Genomic DNA, 22079 nt, shown 5'->3' with positions numbered 1-22079 from the left:
GTTAGCCAGTTTATGATACGGATTCTATATGATCCCAGAGGCTGGTCGACTTTTCTTCACTTCTACTAAATAAAATAGTAGCACAAACCATGGCCTTGGTTTGTACTACTAATCTTAGTATGTTTTTTATGCTTTAATGGATAGAATGTTGACTATTGCTGATAAAGGTACCGAAATCGCTGATAAAAGCCCTCGAATCGCTGCGGGATGCCTAATCAAGAAAAAATGACTTACTTCTACTTATAGGACAGCTCCTTTCATTTTTATCCCACATGTAACTGCCTAATTGGTTTAACTAACATTCAGAGGGAACCCCTCCCTCTGAATGAAGTTTCACCTTATTTCACTTCCAATGTGTTGACAACGTTTAATAATTCGCTTGATAAGTCATTCAGCACTTGAGCTTCTTCAGAAACTCTCTGCACAGTGTTAAGTTGCGATGCAGACGTTTCGGCTACTGCTCTCGTATTATCTCTCGAAGTTACCGAGAAATCTTCCATATCTTTAACGGCAGAAGTTACTTCCTCCATACCCGCAGCCATTTCTTCGATCGTTGCAGATAGTTCTTGAATTTGTCCAGTAACATGATGAATGGAAGTTAAAATTTGACTAAACGACTGTTCAGAATCATTAATCATCATTAAACCATTGTCCACTTCTTCCACAGCTAGTCTCATTACATTGACAGATTCATTCGTATCATGTTGGATATGGGAGATAAGCGTGGAAATTTCACGAGCCGACGCCTCTGATTGCTCGGCAAGCTTGCGAACTTCATCTGCTACAACAGCGAAGCCACTTCCAGCTTCTCCAGCGCGAGCAGCTTCTATTGCTGCATTTAGCGCTAGTAAATTCGTTTGGGAAGCGATACCTGTAATAATACCGACGATTTCTTCAATTTTACCTGAATGCTCACCAAGCATTTTTACAGATGCTGCAGATTGATTGACAGCTTTACTAATGACATTCATTTGGGCGACAGATTTATTAGTAGATTCATTGCCTTTTTCAGCTTCTTCTGAAGTAAGGATAGAGGACTCTGAAATTTGATTTGATGTCATGGCAAGTCGTTGAATACCAATGCTCATTTCTTCAATTGTAATGGCGCTTTCTTTTGCCTTTTGTACTTGTAAATCAGCGCCCCCAGCGATCTCTTGCATGGATGAAGCTATACTATTGTAAGAATCTGTCGCTTCCAGCATATTGGCTGATAAAATATTGGCAGAATTTGAAACGTGTGTAGAGACATTTGCCGCACTTTTATTAACGGTTCTTAAATTCTCAATCATGGAATTAAAGTTTTTCGTTAGGAGGCCAATTTCATCTGTTGATGATACAGGTAAAGGCTCAAGCTCTAAATTACCTTCTGCTACCTTTTTAGATTGTAGAGAAAGTTGTTGGATAGGTGTTAATTTTCTTGTTACAAGCGAGAAAACTGCAATGGAAGAACCAATTAAGAAAATAACTGTAACTACAAGAGTCCATAATACTTCTGACATTGCCTTAGCAGTTACCTTTGATACATCGTAGTCCATTGCATAAGCAGCTAAGATAGATCCATTTTCATCCAAAATTGGTGTGAGTCCTGTTTTATAGCTACCATACTCATCGCTATATATTTCAGTAGCTGTAGCTTCCTTTGTTTTAAAAACCTCTTTAATCTTTGCAAGGAAATCTGAGGATAGACCCATTTCTATCATATCCTGATTATATTCAGCTCCTTCATTAAGTACACTAGACGAAAGAACCGGTGCATTTATTTTTTCTCCATCTACTGTAATGAGAAAAAGATTCGTAATCAGATCTGATTGATTGTTTACAGCATCCATTTCTTTTGTCAAACGAAGGACATCTGGGTTACTAGCATTAGGTTCCTGCAATACAGATTGCAATGTTTTTAAATCTATAGTCTTTGATAGAATCATTCCTTGATCATGAAGGGATAGGTCCATATTTTTTAAATTGCTGCCTTTCACTATATAATAGGAAAGACCTAAAGTAACTAATCCATATAGTAATAAGATATTTAACGTTATAGCCGTTAATTTCTTACTGATGGACATATGCTTTTGCTTGCTTGTCTTCATGCTCTTCCTCCTAAAATTATATACAAAACATATTTTAGATAAAAAAAGGGACAATCGTTGATGTGATAGTCGAATGTAACGAGAAGTGCTCGCGACAATTGACAGTTCAGATGTAATTAATCATGAAAATTTATGTTCCTTTTTACTCAAAAAAATATGAATGTAAATTAATCCATTTATACCCTGACAATAAACAACTATACTTACATAAAATATGATTCACAACCCAAAGAACTTACTATTTCAACTGTAGATCTTCGGAATTAAAATAAAAGATTAGGTTTTTAGTCCGTATGAATCCTTTTGATGTGGATAATTTTACTAAAAAATAACTTTTTACTAATATGAAATGACTTGAGAGTCGTTATCTAAGTTGATTTCAAATGATTAAAATATAGGTAGAAAATTTCAAGGCTTTATTTTATGGGGGAAGGGGAAATCCTTTCGTGTAATAGATAAAAAGGCTATCCACTAGTTCGTATTTGAACGTATGGATAGCCTTTTTTGTTATAGTTATTTACCTTGGATTACCAAACATGCCAGGTAACATATCTTGCATTCCTGGTAAGTTTAACCCTGGGAAACTAGGATATTGCCCGCCTGGATATGGCATCGGAGGGCGCGAAGGATATGGTTGCGAAGGATATGGCATTGAAGGTTGCGAAGGATATGGTTGTGATGGATATGGCATCGGAGGGCGCGAAGGATAAGGTTGTGATGGATATGGCATTGAAGGATGTGAAGGATAAGGTTGTGATGGATATGGCATCGAAGGACGCGAAGGATAAGGTTGTGATGGATATGGCATCGAAGGACGCGATGGGTATGGTTGAGACGGATATGAAGGTGGATAGGAGCTACCAGGAAGCATGCTAGGGTGATACGGAATGTTAACATCAAAATTGTCATCTTCGGGAGTTAATCTAGGATTGAACAATGAAACACACCTTTCTTCATTTTTTCTTTTCTAACATATGCTCACTATTATGATTGTCATAGGCTTTAAACTAGGAGTGAATAATAGCTAATGATATCAGTCTTTAAAATAGAAGTTGTTATAAAATATATCGATTTTAATTATAATAGAAGAAAATATCATTAAAGGATGTTTAGTGAGATGACAATTATAAAAATCAAAAAAATAAAGATACAAAATTTACGAAATGTACGACATGGTGAAATTATTTTAGCGGTAAATTTCGAGACGTTTTTTAAACCCAATGTTGTAGGTTTATATGGACAAAACGGTTCTGGGAAAACAACTATTGTTGATGCGTTTGGCTTGTTAAAGGCACTTATCTCCGGCTGGATTGCTGAAATTAAATTACCATCTCAGGAAAAGAAATTAATTATGGCAGGGGAGGATATGGCAAGTATTGAGTTCGAGTTTCTAGTAGAAAATCAATTTGGCACATTTTTTCTCAATTATTATGTAGAGTTACAAGAAGATCAAAACAGACTGTACACAACGGTTGAACGTTTAGCTTACAGAGAAAATGAGAAAGGGAAGCGTTCAAAGATTCTAATTAATGTTACAGAGGAAGGCATACAACTACGTAAAGCAAATCTTTCTGATATGAATGAAAAAACGCGTATCCAATTACTAGTCACTCATCAATTAGCTAAAAAACAATATATGTCCTTTATCTTTCACAAAGATTTAAAGCCATTATTACAGGACAGGTTGTCAGAGCTAGAAATGCAATTGATTCATAATTTAGCAATAGATTTTAATCGGGATTTACATGTCGTTAATAATCAAAATATCGCACCGTTATATGAAGAGCGCAGTATGCCCTTTAGTATTCATCTTGAAAAAACTCGTGGTTCTATCCCTTATAATTTGAAGGGGCCAGCGTTATTGCCTGAGGATGCATTTTACGTGTTATGTGAAGTAATAGAGCAAAGTAATCAAGTATTATCCGCGATTATTCCTGGTCTGTCTATAAAGATTAATGTGCTTACAAAACAAACTATGGATAACGGGGAAAAAGGAATCCGTTTTGAATTTTTATCGCAGCGAGGGGAACGCGAATTACCACTACGGACAGAGTCAGAGGGAATTTTGAAAATTATTTCTGTACTCAGTGTACTCATTGCCGTTTATAACAACCCAAATGCTTGTGTAATAATTGATGAATTAGATTCTGGTGTTTTTGAATATTTGTTAGGCGAGTTGTTAACAGTGATTGATGAGGGCGGAAAAGGTCAGCTTATTTTTACGTCTCATAATTTACGTGTGTTAGAGGTGCTAGCTATTAAAAACTTATGGTTCACGACAACGAATGAGGATCGTCGTTATATACAGCTAAAGGGTATTAAAGAGGTCAATAATGCTCGAGATGTTTATTTACGTGCAATTCAGTTGGGCGGACAGGATGAAGAAGTATATAAGGAAACGAAGACATTTAAAATTAAGCGTGCCTTTAGAAAAGCGGGTGTACAGCGTGACTAAAAAGGTTCTTTTAATCATTGTAGAGGGACAGACGGAGCAAATTGTTTTGGAGGATTATCTGGATGAACATTTTGCAAATTCCACGATTCGTTTCGATGTACAACGGGAGGATATTTTAACGAAGTGGGATGCTAAGGGACGAATACCTAATATTAAAAATAGTGTTGCACGAGTGATTCAGAACTATTTGGAGAAGTATAAGTTTTTAGCGAAGGATTTAACTGCTGTTGTTCATATTACAGATGCAGATGGTTGCTTTATCGCCCCTGAATTTGTCAAGGTGAAGGAAGATATTGAGGGGAAGTTACATTACACAGAAGATGCAATATTGGTGAAATCTGAGAAGCGTAAGGAGCAAATCGAGCAACGTAATGAAATGAAGGCGAATAATGCCAAAATCCTTGTAGCGAATGATCATTTTAGCATTCAACGATTAAAAATACCGTATCAGCTATTTTATTTTTCTACAAACTTGGAACATGTACTATGGGATGAGCGCAATGAAGTAGCAACGGAAAAGGTGCAAAAAGCTGATGAATTTATGGAAAGTTTATCGAGTTCCATAGAAGAATATTTAACAGAATTTCTTCCAGTTAACGCAGAGCTTCCGTATAAAGAAAAAATGAAAATGAGCTGGTCTTTTTTAATGGAGGGCTGTAATTCGTTACAACGCGGAACGAATGTGCCGTTTTTATTTGAAATGATTAAATCAGATGTACAATGAAAAACAAAATGGCTAAGATAATCTATGTGAATGATGATTTCCGTTCCAGGCTACTCGCTTTCCTGTGGGCGAGCGTCGAGCCGCTTCCTCCGCTTCGCTTCGTGCAGGGTCTCGCCTGTCTCGCTTTCCCACGGGAGTCGAGTAGCCTTCCACTACAATCAGCAATAGTGTAGAACTTTTATAAAATCTATGCATTTCAAAAGTGAACAAATGGTTGCTCTTCATAATAGACTTATAACAGTTAGGGCGATTGTATATCTGTTTTTGCTGCGCTTCGTTTTGCCGAAGAGCTATACTATGACACCTTAATAAATCACCTTTATGTTAAAGAACCACAACATTCACAAAGATCTTCCTGACCAGTTTGTTTTCAACACTATAAATGCCCTCCAATATTTAAATGGAGGGCATTGCAATTTTAACAACAGGTGACGAAAATCATCTAGCGACCGTTTCCTGTTTTTGTGCACATGAGGCTTTAGCGCATTTGCTCGTAGCTACGAATATGTCCTAAAATAGCTGGATCTTTAATTTTTGTATCCTCACTTAACAGTAAAAGCTTTGACATAATCTCGGCTGTACGCGGATCATCATCCACCATTGGTAAGAAAATGCGTCCGCGATGCTGAGATGGTACGGCGATTATTGGAATCATTGAACCGCCCACTTGATGGACAACGCCACTGCCTAAGTGCAATGAATAGCTAGCAAGTTTGCCTTCAATAAGTGCATGCTGCTTTTTCACTTCGACATTTGTTAACTTTAATAGCTTCGCTAATTCTTCTACAATGACACTACGCATATCAATTGTAGAATGGCTCGCTTCAGGATCAACACCACCGACATGTGCAACACTTACAACGAGGTCAATATCTCGCATCACTTCTGAGAATATCGTTGCAGGAATGTCATCTAATACTAGGTCTTTACCAGTTAATCGATTGTAGAAATAGACACCTTCAATAGCCGGTGCTTCGATTTCTGCTGGTGTAAACCAATCTGCCTGCGCATACAAGGAGGCAACGATGTTTTCTTTGTAATACACTTTTCGTGGTCCTTCATCATAACTAATTTGCCAACCCCGTGTTTTTAGGAGTGCAACCGTTTGAGAAGGATTTACTTGATGTCCCGCATAACGCAATGATCTTTTTTGTCCTTGTTCATCTGCATTTATTACATACAGCTCACGGAATATTTGCTTAAATGGCTGTTTTATTTCGTGTTCGAACATAGTAGCTTGCCATTGTCGCCATTGTCCACTTTGCAGTAGGTGATACGGATGGGCGATTGTTAATATAGCTGTAGGAGCAAGCGATACTATGTCGTCTGTTAGTAGCTTTAGACCATCCTTAGTTAGCCATCCTACATGTTCTTCTTTTTTAAAGATGAGTTTTTGGAGAAGTGGAGCTAAAATCGGGTGCTCTAATAAATTGATCAGCTCTTCGGCAAAGAATTTAGTTTCAAGCTCCATTGCCTGTTCGAGTGCTGGGCGTGCTCTTTTATATTGCTCCTGTAATTCTTTTCTTGCCTCCTGCAATTCTACAACTTGCGCATGTTTTTTTAGTGCAGCAGGAATATTTTTTAGTCGCTTCCCATCCTTTTCAACGATCATCGTAACATTTGAATCTTCATCAATTTGTAGCTGTGCAGTAATATGTTCGATTTGTTGTGCATCGAATAAATGCTTGATATCGGTAAAGGCGGCTAGTTCCATGCGCCATGTGAAGCGTGTTGTTTCGCCATCTCCTGCATTTCGTGCTAAATTTTCGAGCGCAATACTGGCTGCACGTGCTTCACTAGCACGACGCTGTGCACCAAATTGTTTGCTTTCCTTTAAAAACTGTTGGATAAATTGATAGCGTGTTAGCGCATCCTGTTGATCCGATTTTTTTAGTGGAATAAGTCCGAGTGCACGTAGTTTATCTTTATTGCGTTTATCACGAATTTCTTCCATTAACGGTTCTGGACTAAGCTTGCCTATTGCTGTATCTGCATAAAGCTGTGCTCGACGGTGGTTAGCTCCCTCCGATGCATATTTTGCTGCATCATATACAATCTTGAAATTTTTGGCGCCTATTGTTTGATACGCACTTTGGAACCAAGCTAAATCAAATGCACCATCACGGAAGTCATCAGCAGTAATGCTTGAGAAAAGAGCAATCTGATCTTTAGCAAAGTCTGATAAATAGTCGGTTGTATGGGCGATAAAGTACCATGCTGATTCTTTTAATCCTTCCCAATCAATCAAGTCACTAACAAGGTCGACCCAATGTTGGTTATACATCATCGCTTCAATTAAGCGTTCTTTTGAAATATCTGTTTTTTCCCACGCATCTTTTAATTGCTGCGCAGTTTCTTCCTTTTTAGGATAGCAGCTTGCAAGTAGGCGAGAAAAAACATCCTTTTTCGTTTCCGCTTGCCAAATATAGCCACGAGCAAGCTTTTCACCATCTAATGCTTGTAAAATCTTTAAGAAATAATCAATACCCTCTATATAAGAAATTCTACTAGCGAGTTTCGTTACTGCTGTAGGAATATCACCACGCATAAGCTCTATCTCTAAAATGCGATCAATGGCCTGCTCACGAACAGCAAAGAGATTCGATAAGTCTTCAAATGACTGTTGATAACGCTCCGTTAATTTACTTGGTGCACCAAGTATTTCAGAGGCTAATGTATCTGTGAAGATGGTTTCAAATAAATGATCCGTAGTGAACAAGCCTGCTTTACAAGCATCTAAATATTGGAATAGGTTTAGATTGTATATAGTTGGGCTATATTGCTCTGTCTGCTTCCTCTTTGTTAACTCTTCGTTAATGGCAAGCATTTTGACATATTCACCGTAAGTCGTATAGTCAGAGAAGCATCGATGAACAAAAGTACCAATAACATCTAAAGCTACTATAGTTGAAGTAGAGCTATAATAATAGTCCCTCTCTCGTACCTCAAGCTTCCACTGCTCGGCCGATATTTGTGTTAAAAGCTGAAGCATAATACCGATTGCTTGTTCAAAAGCATTAAACTCAGGTGCATGCTGTGTTAGTAATGCGACAGCCTCTTTATGAAGCGCCTGCTCTCCAGAGACATTATCTAAATCTTGGGAAAGTACAGTGAAAATTCGTTCCAATGTTCGCTGATACTTTAAGTTGTTAAACTTAGCAACAAATTCTTTTATTTCTGCATAATTAAAGAATGGAGCGATTAAGGTTTGTGCTGCTTCGCTCAGTTCATGTACCGCAGGATGTTCAGATAGATTGTTATAAAAGTTAAAATAAGCTAAATCCTCTGTACTGAATTTGGACCTCTTTATCCACTGGAGAATTTCATCTGGTATCGGATATACATCGAGACTTGCATTTCGATTATTTTCTGTTTTCGCAGCAACGATGTTAAATGTTTGCCCTAATGTTGTTGTAATCGGCGTATCATTCCATTGATATGTCTCGTACTCATAGTGGGCATTAGCATCCAATAGTTGAATAAGTTGTTCAAGCTTTAACAACAGCTTCTCTACATTGTAATTAAAGAATTTTTCCAGTGGCATTGTTTCCTGTATATATAAAGGAACAAGCTGCTGCCATGCTTCCATACCGTTCATCTTTATATCAATATTAGTGATGTTGTCGTATTGAATAGGAGGGTGAGGCGTATATAAACCAAAGCCATTGCCCTCGTTATATTCTGGAACATCACTTGTTAACAATTGATCTAACATCACTTGTTCTGTCTTCGTTACTTTCGGAAGCAGGTCACAGAATGTGGCTATTTGCTCACTGGCTAAGTGATATTCTTTAGAGGCTTCCAACAACAACTCAAGCCCACCAAGTCGCTTCAACTGCTTCTTGTCCTGTATGAGTCGTTCGGCACTTTGCAATATTTTCTCTTGCGGCTGAAGCTTTAAGAGTGAAATGGCTTCTTTACGAAGTGAGCCTGATTTATTCGCTAAAAGGTCCTCAATTTTTAAAACTTCATCGTCTGTAGGTGTTAGTGATTGTATTTTGTTCAACGCAAGGGAACGATTGATGGAGCTTCGATCTCGTAAAGCGCTAAATAGAAAATCGCGCTTTCCTTGCGTAGTATCGTCAAGACAATAAATATTAAGAAGACCGATTCTACTTGTAGGAGAGTAAGAATCTGCATCCGCAATAATACGTTGAAATAGCTCTTCATCTTGTAAATGGTGGGCTAAAATGATTTGTGTTGAAATTAAATCTTCTAACGACAAGTGTGCATAGACGAATGATAAAGGTTTTCCTGTAATTGTTATACCATCTTTCGTGATTTTGCTCTTTGCCCATTCAAGCTGTTCAAATAGAGAGTATTCAATACCTTGTAGCTGGGTATTGTCTTGCATGAACTTTTGTAAATCTTTAACCCAATCGTTATCTCTAGCATATTCACTATTAATATAGTTATTTGCATATAGGAAATTGCCCCAAGCAAATGTAAATAGCTCAATATCCGTCGTTGTTAAAATAAGATCCTTGACATACTGTGCAGTGAAGGAAGTTTTCCCTAGATTTTTTAAAAATGCAAGTGTTGTCAGCTGGATATGCTTTTCGCGGTTTAACAACTCTGGCAAAATAGTATCGAGTTTCGTGTAATCCTTTGTAGAAATTGCCCAAAGTGCCACGTAAATATCGATCGTTCGCTCACTTTTTAGTAGCTCAACGGCGAACTGGTCGTCTTCAATTGCTTGAATCGCTAACGATAATACTTCCTCTGTTACTTTTTGATTTTCGAAGCTATTATAGCCAAGTCCCATCCATGTATCGACAGCGCGAATCACGGAGGAGAAGCGAGTGAGCTGATGCTCCTGAATAAGCTTCATAATTGTCAGCTGCGCATCGAGAGTACCATGATCAATATTTTCTACAATGGCTTGACGTAGTCCCTCTTGCCGTGCAGCAGCAACTAATAGTTTACCAAGTGCCTCATGCATACGAGTATTGGTTGATTTGAAAATACCTCTTATCAGTGGGTATCCAAAAAAGGTACCCTGATGCTCGTCAAATAATATATTTTCAACCGCTTCTTCAATAACAGAGTTTTCTAATGACAGTTCTTCAGCAAGCATTTGTTCAAAAACATTAAAGGGCATTACCTTTGTATTCTCATTTTTAATGACAAAGGAGCTATAGTTAGGGTAAGAACCATGCTCAAATTGATTGTGATTTATCAGTAATTCCTGCAGATTCATTTCTTCAAATGTCAGCATTTCTTCAATTAATTGTAAGCATTGAGAAAGGTGGTCCTGTACGGGTTGTGCAGAACGAAATGATCTACGCATAAAGCCGGTCTGAAACATTGCTGTATCGTAACGTAATGCCAGTTTCTTAATAGTTTGTGCACGCTCTTGTGAAGAAAAGAGTGTAAGAACATCGAATAGTGGCCCAGCAAATAGCTCCTCAAGTGTTGTGACATTTAATTTAGCAACTTGTCGCTCAATATCATGATCACGATTATCCATATAGTGAAGCAATGCTGTGGCTAGTGGCTGAATAGCTATTGGTGCAGTATCTATTTTATTTTGCAATTGTACATTTTGTTCATGTGTAAGTGTCATGAGAATCGCTCCTTACCAAATGCGTCCTGCTAGCATTGTTAGTTTAATAAATGTAAAAACATCGTCTTCTTGTATTGTTAATGGTGTAGTAAGTGAATTCAATTGTTCCTCATTATGGAGTACTAAGAAAAGTTCATCTTCAAAGGCTTGAAGCACTGTCGATATAGCTTGGTCTATAGACTGTACAGAGGCATTTTTTTTCTCACCAAAATGTACTTTTCCATGCTGTACTGCCTCCTCTAGCTGCTGATCAGTAATATAAATATGGAGCGGAGTATCCAGTGCTTTTTCGTTATAATTCTGAACTTCTTGTGTTACAAGTTGCGTAAGTAAATCTTTCAAAGTATAGACAGGCTCTTCAATAGTAAATGGAATTTTTTGGAGTTTACGTGATTTTTTGCCGATTGTTTTTTGTTGGTAAAATAAACGCAATCTAACACCTCCTTACAGTAACTTCATTATACAAGAGAGTAAATGGCGAAAAGAATGAGGCATTTTACGTTAGTTGTATAAAAAAATTTGGGAAAAGTGTAACAAATAAATTGTTGCGACGACTTATTTGTGAGTGTAGAAAGTGGGGTGAAGTTTTGCATAAGGATATATCGAAAATAGAACATTTGTACGATTGTTATTATCGTGATGTGTATCATTTTGCGCTTTATTATACAAATAGCAAGCAAGAGGCAGAGGATATTACGCAAGAAACGTTTTTTAAAGTGATGAAGCAGTTAGATCATTTAAAGGATAAAGATAAAGTAAAAACTTGGATCATATCAATTGCACGAAATACAGCAGTAGACATACATAGAAGGCAGAAAATAAAACGTCTATTAATAGAAAAACTTAGCTGGCAGCCTGGGTTAAAGGAAGTTCCTGAGCCTCTAGAAATGGTAGAACTACATGAACAATGGGAAACAGTACAAGAGGCACTAATGACGTTAAAATCACATGATCGAACAATCATTATTTGCCGAATGTTAAAAGACTACACTATTCAGGAAACAGCTGCAATTTTGGGTATCTCGGAAGTCAAAGTGCGCGTTGATTTTCACCGAGCCCTGGCAAGACTTCGAAAAAAGGTAGGGAGGGATGATTGATGGACGAACGTGATTACGAGTTATTTGACGCATTAAAAAAACGCCCTGATAAAGATCCGGATGTAGATTTCTCCAATCAATTGCGTAGAGAGCTACAAAAGAGTCATATAAAGAAAACAAAACGATTTACTGTTGCAACGATCCTAACCGTTCCTGTGACATTAGCCGTTCTTCTATTTGTCTTCATGATTGGTGGAGGGCAATCGTTCGAACTGAAAAATGCAGCACAGTTAACCATCAATCAGGAGAAAAACTTTACACATCTAGTAGTCATTTTTCTATTGCTTGCGCTCTTGTTGTTTATTTTGTTCGTTTATTATAAAGGGCTTACGAGGGGAAAACTTGTCTACATGACGTTCGCATTGTCTTTCTTGACATTTGTTGGGAACCTAGTATATGCAGAGAAACAAAACATAGATGAACCTATTGTGCAACCAAGTTATAGTGAATCCTATGATAGTAAACAAGATCATATAGATGAAATTCAACAGGATAACTATTTGATGAAAACAACAGAGGGAGGCATAAAATAATGAAAAAGCCTTACGAACATTTATTTAACGGTGTGTGCTGTGTTTTTATAGATTTAAGTTTTTTTGGCTTACCAGATATCTATCCAGATTTTATTGGCTATTTATTTTTTGCATATGGTATCCACTTACTGCCATCATTTCATAATTTAAAGCGTTGGTCGAAAAATTTCGCCATTATTTTAGCCGTATTATCTTTTTTTGTGGAGTTAGATCAATGGCTAGGTTATAAGATGCTAGGGGAAATTGGGGTACAGTTTATGCAATTTTTATTCATCGTCTTTATGTACGTTGTTTTCCAGTTATTATTGCACATTCATAAAAATAAACCTTTAGAAGCTAAAACATTTAAAACATATCAAAAGTTTATAGCATTTATGCTTTGTGGCTTTGTCATACAGTCATTTTCAATAAATATTGATGCAAGTATGCGAGAAAATGTTCATTTTATAGGTTATGTACCACAGTTACTTGCTTATTTCTTTTTTCTATTCTATTTTCGAGCGTGTCATAAATACTATAAAGAAATCAATGAAAACAAGGTCCCTTCGCTGAAATAAGGGAAATCAAAGCATTCGATGCGTCTATATGCAACGAATGCTTTTTTGTTTATCAATTTTATTAGAAGCAAATAACCGAATAAAGCTATTTCCATTGTCATAAGATTAATTGGTATTGTCCGGTTCATTGCAAAAGATGTTTATTTTTAAAATACTCGGGTAAATGTAATTTAAGTATGACTGTAATGAATCGACAGTTTAATATTTCAAAGGAGGCACTGACATTCAAATACATGTTGTACGAGCAGGGGATTCTGTCTGGGGGATTGCGCAGGCTTATGGGACGACAGTTCAGAAAATTGTAGATGCCAATCAAATTCCTGAACCCAATCGATTAGTTGTAGGGCAAGCTCTTGTGATTCCAATTGTCGGGAGCTTTTATTATGTGCAGCCAGGGGATAGTCTTTGGACTATTAGCCAACGCTTTGGCATCAATTATTTAACGCTCGCACAAGTAAACGGTATTAACCCGAATCAACCTTTATCAGTGGGTCTGAGACTTTATATTCCACCTCAACCAAAAACAAGAGCTGAAACATTGGCGTATTTAGAGCCGAGAGGGGCATCCGTTAGTGAACCATTATTGAATCAGGCAAGAGAAGCGGGTCCATTTTTAACTTATCTTGCTTTGTTTAGCTATGAGGCAAGACGAGATGGGACGCTTAAGAGACCGCCAAGTCAAGGTGTACCGCAAATTGCTAATGATACAGGAGCTTCTCTAGCAATGGTTGTCTCAAATTTGGAGGATTTTACTTTTAGTGGTGAGTTAGCAAGAGATATTTTTCAAAGTACAGCAGTACAGGATTTGCTCTTCGATAATATTCTTGAAGAGGCAAAGCGATTAGGAAACGTTAAAGATATACATTTCGATTTTGAGCATTTGCCGGGCGATCAACGCGAGGCGTATAACAATTTTTTAAGGAGAGCTGTGAACCGATTCCATCCACAAGGCTATACAGTATCGACAGCGCTCGCTCCCAAAACAAGTGCTAGTGAGCGAGGTCCGTGGACTGAGGCACATGATTATAAGGCACATGGCGAAATAGTCGATTTTGTTATGCTAATGACTTATGAATGGGGATATTCTGCCGGGCCTCCTATGGCAGTGTCGCCACTTCCAGAGGTAGAGGAGGTTGTAAAATATGCAGTAAGTGAAATACCTCGGAACAAAATTTTACTAGGACAAAATTTATATGGCTATGACTGGACGCTGCCCTTTGTACAAGGGGGGCCATATGCAAAAGCAGTTAGTCCACAAGCAGCTATCGAGATTGCTAAGAAATATAATGCCGCTATTCAGTATGATTTGAGATCTCAGGCACCTTTCTTTGAATACTATGATGAGCAAGGTAAAGCACATATCGTATGGTTCGAGGATGCAAGATCCATTCAGGCGAAGTTCAATTTAATCAAACAGTACAAACTTCGAGGAGTAGGCTATTGGAAGTTGGGTCTACCATTCCCGCAAAATTGGTTATTAATTGGATCGAATTTTGATGTGGTGAAGAAATGAGAAGCTTTAGGAGATATAGAAATCGCGAGTTGCCCAATCTATTTTCTTCAAAGTGGAAAAAATCTGTAAATATCATTTCTATTTTTGGTAATGTATATTATAATTATGGTAAATAGTATTTTAGGAGGGATATTTTGGGTAAGTTTAAAAAATTAGGTATTATACTAACGTCTACAGCATTTTCTGTTGGGGTACTTTCTCCAATGGCACAGGCTTCTGCAAATGTTAAGGAATCTCCAGAAAGAGTTGCAATTCAAGTAGATTCAAAAGAAACTAAAGTAACAAAAAGTATGCTTGTTAAGCAAGTGCAGACACTGTTTGGAGATAAATTTAATTTTGTCACAGAAAATGATTTCGACATGGGACAAGGGCATTACTATAGTGATGATAAAACGGTACGCTATGATTTAAGCTTCCATAAGAAAGTCAATGGCAAAGACGTTTTTGGTGGTTTTACTTTTAAAGGCGACAATTTAGAATTAGAACACTTCTACTATCAACCTGCTAATGTAGCGGATGCAATTTATCCTGCTAAATATTCAAAGGCTGATGCAAAAAAAGTTGCTGAAGATTTCCTAAAGAAAATGCCTAATACTGCTAATTACAAACTTCGTGAAGATTTAGGGAATGATGATTTTTATTTCAGTAGACCGATAACTGAACCAATTTCGTATTCATTCGCTTATTCGCCAACTCATAATGGTGTGCCATTTAGTGACGAGAATATGCATATTGAAGTTCTAGCAAATGGTGAAGTTGTGAGTATGTATCGTAATACTGAGTCAACTAGTAAATCAACATTTGACAGCTTAGAACAGAAAAAGAGTGAGGCAGACATACTTGCACAGATTCGCGAAAACTTGTCAGTAGAGTTACGTTATTTTATTGACTATAACTACCAATCAGAAGAAGCAATTGCTAAGCTTGTGTACATGCCTTCTAGCTTCATGGGTGTAAATGCTTTAAATGGACAATGGCAAACAACAAATGGTTTTACTTCACAAGTACCAAAAACAAAAGGTGTTGAAAAACTTTCAGCACAACCGCTTGAGCCTAGAAAGAAGAACATGACAGTAGCTGAAGTTGAAGAGTTAGCAAAGTCTCTCTTAAAAGTTGATTCAGACAAAGTAAAGCTACGAATTGAAGCGATTGATGAAAGAGAAAATGAAAATGGCGAGACAATTTATTCAGTAAATTACATGTATGATTATGGAAATCATGGCTCAGGCTCATCAATTGAAGTGAACAAAGCAACAGGTGAGATTGTAAACTTCTGGAATATGGGTAATGAATTCTTTGAGATGAATGATAAAGTAGAGCCAATCTCAAAAGATGCTGCGTTAGCAAAGGCAATTGGCTATTTAAAAGAGTTCGCTCCGTCACATCTTCATAACTATTCAAAACCACTAGAAGATCCAATGTATGATAAAGATAGTAAGCAATATAACTTCTCGTTCCCACGTATTGTTAATGGCATTGCTGTAATGGGGGATGAAATTTCTGTTGCTATTAATGCAGATGGGAAATTAGGTGCTTTACATGTTAATAATCAAAAGATTGATAATTGGCCATCTGTAAACAAGGCTATTTCTACTGATAAAGCAAAAACAATGTTCAGTGATGGGCTAAAACTAAATCTGCAGTATTCAAAACAGGATGGAGAGGATAATAACCACTATAATTTAGTATACTCTCCAGTTTATAATGGAATCCTATTCAATAGTATTGATGCAACAACTGGCGAATGGCTACTGAAAGCGGATGATTCTAAAGAAAAACCAGCTATTTCACATCCAACAGCTGGAGAAGAACTAACTTATTTACTACGCCAAAATGTGTTAGACGTTAAAGATCCAGCAAACTTTAATGCTGATGCAGCTGTAACAAAGGGAGAAGCTTTGAAAATATTAGTAAAATCATTATCATACGGATACTTTGAGTATGGTCCTTATGGTAGCGACAACGATAAGCAATCCTTTAATAATATTGACAAAAAGCATCCATTATATGAAACTGTTGAACAAGCTGTAAGAATGGGTATGTTACAACCTGCGGATAAATTTGAAGTTGATGCAACATTGACTCGTCAAGAGCTGGCACAATGGTTAGTACGTGCACTAGATTTAGAAAAAGCAGCAAAACATAGTGACATTTATAAATTAAACTTCACTGATGCAGGCACAATTGATTCAGCGCATGCAGGCTATGTTGCTTTAGTAAGCGCAATGGGGCTAATGGATGCACAGCAAAATAAATTTAATGCTACTGAGAAAGTGACATATGCAGATTTAGCTGTTTCAACAGTTCGTTTAGCAAAAGCAGTTAATGAAAATAACAGCAGTCGTAATTACTGGTAATCGATAATGAAAAGGGTATCTCCTAATTAAGTTGGGGATACTCTTTTTAGTTTGTTTATAGGCGATTATGGAAATAATAGTTGAAGAAAGGAGTGCCAAGATGAGAATGAAATTATGGTTAGTTGTTTCGTTAATGACAGTCATACTTTATGGTTGTACCAAGGAAAAAGTTCAAGACGTCCCTGCTAATGCTCCAACTAAACAAAATACAGGACAGCAGGTGAGCGATACTGCTACTGAACAAATAACGTTTAATTTTTTGGAACTTTCATTGGATGTTGATTATTCTGCAACGGATTCTTATGAGGTGGAATATGAAAATAAAAAATCCGGCATAGAGGCGAGACTAAAGGATGAACGTAAGAATGAAAAGCTTCAAGGTGATGCTGCTTATACAAAATTAGAACCATTGTTCAAGCAACTGACATTTGATTCTACTACACCGAATGATGAGGTAATAGACCAAGTAATCTCAGTATTTCATATTACTGAAGACTTCCAATCGATTGAGGTTGAAGTTGAGTTTGCTGATGGTAATGAAAAGGAATTTAAACGAATTAAATAACAAAACTTCGTTGCATTTATAATATGAAGAGCTAGTTAACACTATAATTACTGGCTCTTTTAATTTCGCTAGGATGATCGTCTCCCATAAGGGCACGAATAAATGAGCCAACATTGTACTATAGGAGATAACAGTAATACAAAAGATTTGCTGTTAAGAAGTCTATATGATATTATTATCTCGAATTAAAGATAATTGGTTTGATAAGCTCGAACAAAAAGGCTTTGTGTCTCGACATGCTTGCCCGAAGGATCGTCGTGTCACATATGATTTATTAACATATGAAGGAAATACTTTATGGAAGAAATATTTCCAAAGCATGAACAAAAAATTTAAAGTATTAGATCAACTAGAGATGGAAACAATGATTCTGTCTTTGAAAAAGGTTGGCTTGGAATAAAATAATAAAAAATTTTTACGTAAATATCTCGAATTCGAGATAAATAGGAGGAATATAGAATGAACCATTTAAAAGGAATTCATCACGTTACTGCTATTACAAGTAGTGCAGAAGAGAATTATAAATTTTTTACTCATGTATTAGGCATGCGATTAGTGAAAAAAACGGTTAATCAGGATGATATCCAAACATATCATTTATTCTTTGCAGATGATAAAGGAAGTGCTGGCACAGATATGACTTTCTTTGACTTCCCGAACATTCAAAAAGGTGTACATGGAACAAACGAAATTTCAAAAACATCATTCCGAGTTCCGACAGATGTTGCATTGGACTATTGGCTAAAACGATTTGATCGATTAAATATTAAACATACAGGTATTAAAGAACAGTTTGGTAAGAAAACTTTATCTTTCGTCGATTTTGACGATCAGCAATATCAACTGATCTCTGATGAAAATAATACAGGTGTTGCTTCAGGTACACCATGGCAAGATGGGCCGATACCACTTGAATATGCGATTACAGGCTTAGGTCCGGTTTTTGTTAGAGTTGCTAACTTTAAACATTTCAAAGAGGTGCTAGAGAAGGTGATGCTCTTTACAGAAATTGCGGAGGAAGGAGATTTCCATCTATTTGAGGTTGGAGAAGGCGGAAATGGTGCGCAAATGGTTGTAGAATTTAACACAGTTTTACCAGTAGCTCGACAAGGCTTCGGTACAGTGCACCATGCAGCATTCCGCGTAGAGAATCGTGCTGTATTAGATGAATGGACTGAACGATTTGAAAGCTTTGGTTTCCATACTTCTGGTTACGTAAATCGACACTTCTTTGAATCACTTTATGCACGAGTAGCACCACAAATTTTATTCGAGTTAGCTACTGATGACCCAGGATTTATGGGAGATGAGCCGTATGAAACTTTAGGTGAAAAATTATCGTTACCACCATTTTTAGAGCCAAAGCGTGCGCAAATCGAAGAGCTTGTTCGCCCTATTGACACTGTAAGAAGTGCTATTACGTTCGATAAAGAATATGAGTAATGCTTTTAATCCCATTCAGTAGAGAAATATAAGTCTCTACTGAATGGAAATTACATACTCTTAGGAGGTCAGCTGGATGGAATTTGCAAAGCTAATAGATAAGCGCCGATCAGCAAATAATTTTATAGAGGGCATCAAGATGAGTGAAGAAGATATACGTCCCATTTTGGAGGATGTAAAGCTTGTTCCATCCGCCTTTAATTTACAACATGCCAATTATATCGTTGTATTAGATGAAGAAAAAAAAGAAAAAGTACGAGAAGCAGCATACGGGCAATATAAAGTGCATTCAGCCTCAGCGGTTATACTTGTATTAGGAGATAAAGAAGCCTATAAAAATACTGCTAACCTTAATCAAGGAATGGTTGACTTAGGCATTATTAACGCTTGTGAATTAGAAAATATCGTTAATGAAAACGCTAAATTTTATGAAGAACGTGGCGAGGAATTTATGAAGGAGGAAGCCATTCGTAACGCTTCACTTTCAGCTATGTTATTTATGCTAGCAGCCAAAAATCGCGGATGGGATACATGCCCAATGATCGGCTTTGATCAGCAACAAATGAGAGCTCTTTTTAATGTCCCAGAAACACATGAAATTGCATTAATGATGACAATAGGTAAGGAAAAAGAAAGCAGTCGCCGCCTACGTGGTTATCGAAAACCAGTTGAAGAATTTGCAACCTATTATTAGGTCGGTATACAATGAAATTGATTTACAAATAAAGAATTTTTTCACATTGGGGAGGAAACGTCTTGAAAGTAGTTGCAATCGTAGGTAGTATCCGTAAAGAATCTTATAATATGCAATTAGCAAAATTTATTGAAAAGCGTTATGCAGGGAAATTTGATCTTGAAGTATTAAGTTTAAAGGATTTACCTATGTATAACCAAGATATTGAAAATGAAGCACCACAAATAGTACTTGATTTTAAAGCACAAGTAAAAGCGGCGGATGCAGTTCTTTGGGTGACACCAGAGTATAATGGAACTGTGCCGGGTGTAATGGTTAACGCAATCGATTGGTTATCCCGTGTGGACAAAGTAATGATTGGCAAGCCATCATTCATGATGGGGGCATCAATGGGTAACTTAGGTACTGTTAAAGCACAATTACATTTACGAGATATTTTATTCTCACCTGGTGTTAATTCACCATTACTTAGCGGTAATGATGTTTATATTGGTGCAGTACACACTAAGTTTGATGGAGAAGGCAATTTAACAGATGAGGGTACTGTCAAATTCCTTGATGTAGTTATTGATAACTTCTTAAACTGGATGAAAAAATACATTTAAAGATAAGAAGAAGCTGGGATATAACTGGTCAAAACCTTAAAAAGCGTGAGAAATCAATTTTAGAAACGTTGATTTCTCGCGCTTTTCTGATGTGAAATATTGTAATTTTGCTTTGAAAATATACTTATGTCCCCGCCTCTGAGTATTGATAAACACAATGGTCAAGGGAAATTTTTTGAATGTTGTGGCGCTTTACATGAGGGTGATTTCCGTTCTATGCTACTCGTTTACCTGTAGGTGAGCGTCGGGCTGCTTCCTCCGCTTATGTTGTTGCAGTCGCTACTCTTTCACACAGATAAACATTATTGCTGAAGTTTTGTTTTATCATTATGAATTAGAGTGACATGCGATAAGATACATACTATATGAAGTGGTTGATTTCCGTTCCGGCTGGACGCCCCAAGGAAAGCGCCCAGCCGGAACGGAAATCAACCTCTCGTTTTATAAGATTTATTTCTGCATGAAATCTTCACACTTTAACGTTATACTTTTATGAAATCCTAAATTGGTGGTTAGAGATGAAAAAACTTTCATTTAAGCTAGGAATAATCTTTTTTATCACATTATTTTGTATTGAAACATTTATGATGTTATTTTTACATGCTTCTTTAACCAATTCTAGAGTTGAAGAGGAATTAACGAGCTTGCAGGCAAGGGGAAATTCGCATCGAACAATATTAGAGCGAAATTTCGAGAAGGAAACATTAGCTCACGTAGTATTAATGGAATCAAAAGAAAATACAGATGTTGTTATTACAGATAAGACTGGGAAAATATTAGCTGCTTCACATCCACATCCTGAAATACAAGCTTATATTAAAAATTCCGAAGATAATGTTCCTTATAATGGTAAGGTTTTGCAGGGGGATTGGCAGGAGGAAAAATATATTTCCACAATTAGCCCTATCCAAAAACAGCAAACGACAATTGGATATGTTTTTATGTTTCAAAATACAGATTCCATCCATGCATTAATGGAACGATTAAATAGACATTTTCTAATTGTAGGTATTATTTCAGGAGTGGTGACCATTGCAGTCATTATTGTTCTGTCTAGAAAGCTTGCCTTTCCATTAGTTCAGATGAAAGAAGCGACTTTGAAAATGAGTAAAGGGGATTTTACAGTGGCCCTTTCTACGAATGGTAAAGATGAACTAAGTGATCTTTCTAATGCAATACAGCTTTTATCAGATGATTTACATCATTTAAGAGAGGAAAGAAAGGAGTTTTTATCAAGTATTGCCCATGAGCTTAGAACACCATTAACGTTTATAAAAGGCTATACAGATATTCTCTATAAACGTGATTTAACGGAGCGGGATCGCCAAAAGTATTTAGGTATTATTATAGAAGAGACCAATCGACTTTCTCGTTTAATAAAAGACTTATTTGATTTAGCAAAAATGGATGAAAACTCTTTTGTTATTGACAAAGAAAGTCTTCATTTGGATAAGTTTTTAGCCAATATTGAGACAAAGTTGAGCCCTGCTTTTCAGGAAAAACAAATACACTTTTTTGTTCAATGTGAAGAGGGATTAACATTAATGGCTGATTCGGCAAGACTTGAACAAATTATTTTAAATCTTTTAAATAACGCATTAACTTATTGTTCCTCAGGAGATTCAACTTCCATAATTGTAAAAAGACACAGTCGCTATTTACAAATTAGCATAAAGGATACTGGAAAAGGGATTCCGAAGAAGGACTTACCTTATATTTTTGAACGCTTTTATAGAGTAGAAAAATCTCGTACGCGTGCTCTTGGGGGTTCAGGTTTAGGCCTTGCTATTGTTAAAGAGCTTGTACATGCACATGGAGGAGAAGTAACCGTTTTTAGTGAGGAAAATAAAGGGACTACTTTTGAATTATTGTTTAAGGAGTAG

17 protein-coding genes are annotated in these 22079 nt (G+C 36.8%); 14 read left to right on the top strand and 3 right to left on the bottom strand.

Annotated features, from left to right (window positions below):
• Window positions 1–338 precede the first annotated feature (338 nt).
• Complete coding sequence (locus tag BFJ97_RS20260) at window positions 339–2087, bottom strand: methyl-accepting chemotaxis protein (protein WP_068986452.1); 1749 nt, start codon at window positions 2085–2087, stop codon at window positions 339–341.
• A 630-nt stretch (window positions 2088–2717) separates the two neighbouring features.
• Here BFJ97_RS20260 and BFJ97_RS24905 point away from each other — a divergent pair.
• The 3 genes from BFJ97_RS24905 (at window position 2718) to BFJ97_RS20245 (ending at window position 5266) form a co-directional block, all read left to right on the top strand.
• Window positions 2718–2963: a hypothetical protein gene (locus BFJ97_RS24905; RefSeq protein WP_068986451.1), complete on the top strand. Its 246-nt coding sequence runs from the start codon at window positions 2718–2720 to the stop codon at window positions 2961–2963.
• Window positions 2964–3204: 241 nt separating this feature from the next.
• Complete coding sequence (locus BFJ97_RS20250) at window positions 3205–4542, top strand: AAA family ATPase (protein ID WP_068986450.1); 1338 nt, start codon at window positions 3205–3207, stop codon at window positions 4540–4542.
• Entirely contained in the window at window positions 4535–5266 is a 732-nt protein-coding gene (locus BFJ97_RS20245; RefSeq protein WP_068986449.1) for a hypothetical protein, read from the top strand. Before BFJ97_RS20250 ends, BFJ97_RS20245 begins: the two co-directional genes overlap by 8 nt.
• Window positions 5267–5744: 478 nt before the next feature.
• Here BFJ97_RS20245 and BFJ97_RS20240 read toward each other — a convergent pair whose 3' ends face one another.
• Window positions 5745–10832, bottom strand: a complete 5088-nt coding sequence (locus BFJ97_RS20240; RefSeq protein WP_068986448.1) for a DUF4132 domain-containing protein — start codon at window positions 10830–10832, stop codon at window positions 5745–5747.
• A gap of 12 nt (window positions 10833–10844) precedes the next feature.
• Entirely contained in the window at window positions 10845–11264 is a 420-nt protein-coding gene (locus BFJ97_RS20235) for a hypothetical protein (RefSeq protein WP_068986447.1), read from the bottom strand.
• 155 nt (window positions 11265–11419) lie between these two features.
• Here BFJ97_RS20235 and BFJ97_RS20230 point away from each other — a divergent pair, with 155 nt between their 5' ends.
• The 11 genes from BFJ97_RS20230 (at window position 11420) to BFJ97_RS20180 (ending at window position 22079) form a co-directional block, all read left to right on the top strand.
• On the top strand, window positions 11420–11929 hold the full coding sequence (locus tag BFJ97_RS20230; RefSeq protein WP_175401819.1) for an RNA polymerase sigma factor: 510 nt from the start codon (window positions 11420–11422) through the stop codon (window positions 11927–11929).
• On the top strand, window positions 11929–12462 hold the full coding sequence (locus BFJ97_RS20225; protein WP_068986446.1) for a hypothetical protein: 534 nt from the start codon (window positions 11929–11931) through the stop codon (window positions 12460–12462). Before BFJ97_RS20230 ends, BFJ97_RS20225 begins: the two co-directional genes overlap by 1 nt.
• The gene (locus tag BFJ97_RS20220; RefSeq protein ID WP_068986445.1) at window positions 12462–13019 is read left to right on the top strand and encodes a hypothetical protein; all 558 of its coding nucleotides are present in this window, start codon (window positions 12462–12464) and stop codon (window positions 13017–13019) included. Before BFJ97_RS20225 ends, BFJ97_RS20220 begins: the two co-directional genes overlap by 1 nt.
• A 223-nt stretch (window positions 13020–13242) precedes the next feature.
• Window positions 13243–14532: a glycoside hydrolase family 18 protein gene (locus BFJ97_RS20215; RefSeq protein WP_068986444.1), complete on the top strand. Its 1290-nt coding sequence runs from the start codon at window positions 13243–13245 to the stop codon at window positions 14530–14532.
• A gap of 134 nt (window positions 14533–14666) precedes the next feature.
• A complete protein-coding gene (locus BFJ97_RS20210; protein ID WP_068986443.1) occupies window positions 14667–16889 on the top strand; it encodes a YcdB/YcdC domain-containing protein in 2223 nt (740 codons plus the stop codon).
• Between the two features lie 100 nt (window positions 16890–16989).
• Window positions 16990–17454 carry a YusW family protein gene (locus BFJ97_RS20205; protein WP_068986442.1) on the top strand — a complete coding sequence of 155 codons (465 nt, stop codon included), beginning with the start codon at window positions 16990–16992 and terminating at the stop codon, window positions 17452–17454.
• 166 nt (window positions 17455–17620) lie between these two features.
• Complete coding sequence (locus tag BFJ97_RS20200; protein ID WP_068986441.1) at window positions 17621–17854, top strand: MarR family transcriptional regulator; 234 nt, start codon at window positions 17621–17623, stop codon at window positions 17852–17854.
• A gap of 59 nt (window positions 17855–17913) precedes the next feature.
• Window positions 17914–18897 carry a ring-cleaving dioxygenase gene (locus BFJ97_RS20195; protein ID WP_068986440.1) on the top strand — a complete coding sequence of 328 codons (984 nt, stop codon included), beginning with the start codon at window positions 17914–17916 and terminating at the stop codon, window positions 18895–18897.
• A 76-nt stretch (window positions 18898–18973) separates the two neighbouring features.
• Window positions 18974–19591, top strand: coding sequence for a nitroreductase family protein (locus tag BFJ97_RS20190; RefSeq protein WP_068986439.1), 618 nt, complete (start codon window positions 18974–18976; stop codon window positions 19589–19591).
• Window positions 19592–19653: 62 nt separating this feature from the next.
• Complete coding sequence (locus BFJ97_RS20185) at window positions 19654–20196, top strand: NADPH-dependent FMN reductase (protein WP_068986438.1); 543 nt, start codon at window positions 19654–19656, stop codon at window positions 20194–20196.
• Window positions 20197–20714: 518 nt separating this feature from the next.
• Window positions 20715–22079 carry a sensor histidine kinase gene (locus BFJ97_RS20180; protein WP_139114491.1) on the top strand — a complete coding sequence of 455 codons (1365 nt, stop codon included), beginning with the start codon at window positions 20715–20717 and terminating at the stop codon, window positions 22077–22079.

The organism is Lysinibacillus xylanilyticus, assembly GCF_001708185.1.
Classification (GTDB): Bacteria; Bacillota; Bacilli; order Bacillales_A; family Planococcaceae; genus Lysinibacillus; species Lysinibacillus xylanilyticus_A.
The sequence above is the reverse complement of the archived record's forward strand: the minus strand, read 5'-3'. Positions and strand labels throughout refer to the sequence as shown.

What these genes read in the sequence shown, in the direction of transcription:
- BFJ97_RS20195 (WP_068986440.1), top strand. Translation starts at nt 17,914, where the DNA reads ATGAACCATTTAAAAGGAATTCATCACGTTACTGCTATTACAAGTAGT.
- BFJ97_RS20205 (WP_068986442.1), top strand. Translation starts at nt 16,990, where the DNA reads ATGAGAATGAAATTATGGTTAGTTGTTTCGTTAATGACAGTCATACTT.
- BFJ97_RS20225 (WP_068986446.1), top strand. Translation starts at nt 11,929, where the DNA reads ATGGACGAACGTGATTACGAGTTATTTGACGCATTAAAAAAACGCCCT.
- BFJ97_RS20260 (WP_068986452.1), bottom strand. Translation starts at nt 2,087, where the DNA reads ATGAAGACAAGCAAGCAAAAGCATATGTCCATCAGTAAGAAATTAACG.
- BFJ97_RS20190 (WP_068986439.1), top strand. Translation starts at nt 18,974, where the DNA reads ATGGAATTTGCAAAGCTAATAGATAAGCGCCGATCAGCAAATAATTTT.
- BFJ97_RS24905 (WP_068986451.1), top strand. Translation starts at nt 2,718, where the DNA reads ATGGTTGCGAAGGATATGGCATTGAAGGTTGCGAAGGATATGGTTGTG.
- BFJ97_RS20180 (WP_139114491.1), top strand. Translation starts at nt 20,715, where the DNA reads ATGAAAAAACTTTCATTTAAGCTAGGAATAATCTTTTTTATCACATTA.
- BFJ97_RS20220 (WP_068986445.1), top strand. Translation starts at nt 12,462, where the DNA reads ATGAAAAAGCCTTACGAACATTTATTTAACGGTGTGTGCTGTGTTTTT.
- BFJ97_RS20240 (WP_068986448.1), bottom strand. Translation starts at nt 10,832, where the DNA reads ATGACACTTACACATGAACAAAATGTACAATTGCAAAATAAAATAGAT.
- BFJ97_RS20250 (WP_068986450.1), top strand. Translation starts at nt 3,205, where the DNA reads ATGACAATTATAAAAATCAAAAAAATAAAGATACAAAATTTACGAAAT.
- BFJ97_RS20200 (WP_068986441.1), top strand. Translation starts at nt 17,621, where the DNA reads ATGATATTATTATCTCGAATTAAAGATAATTGGTTTGATAAGCTCGAA.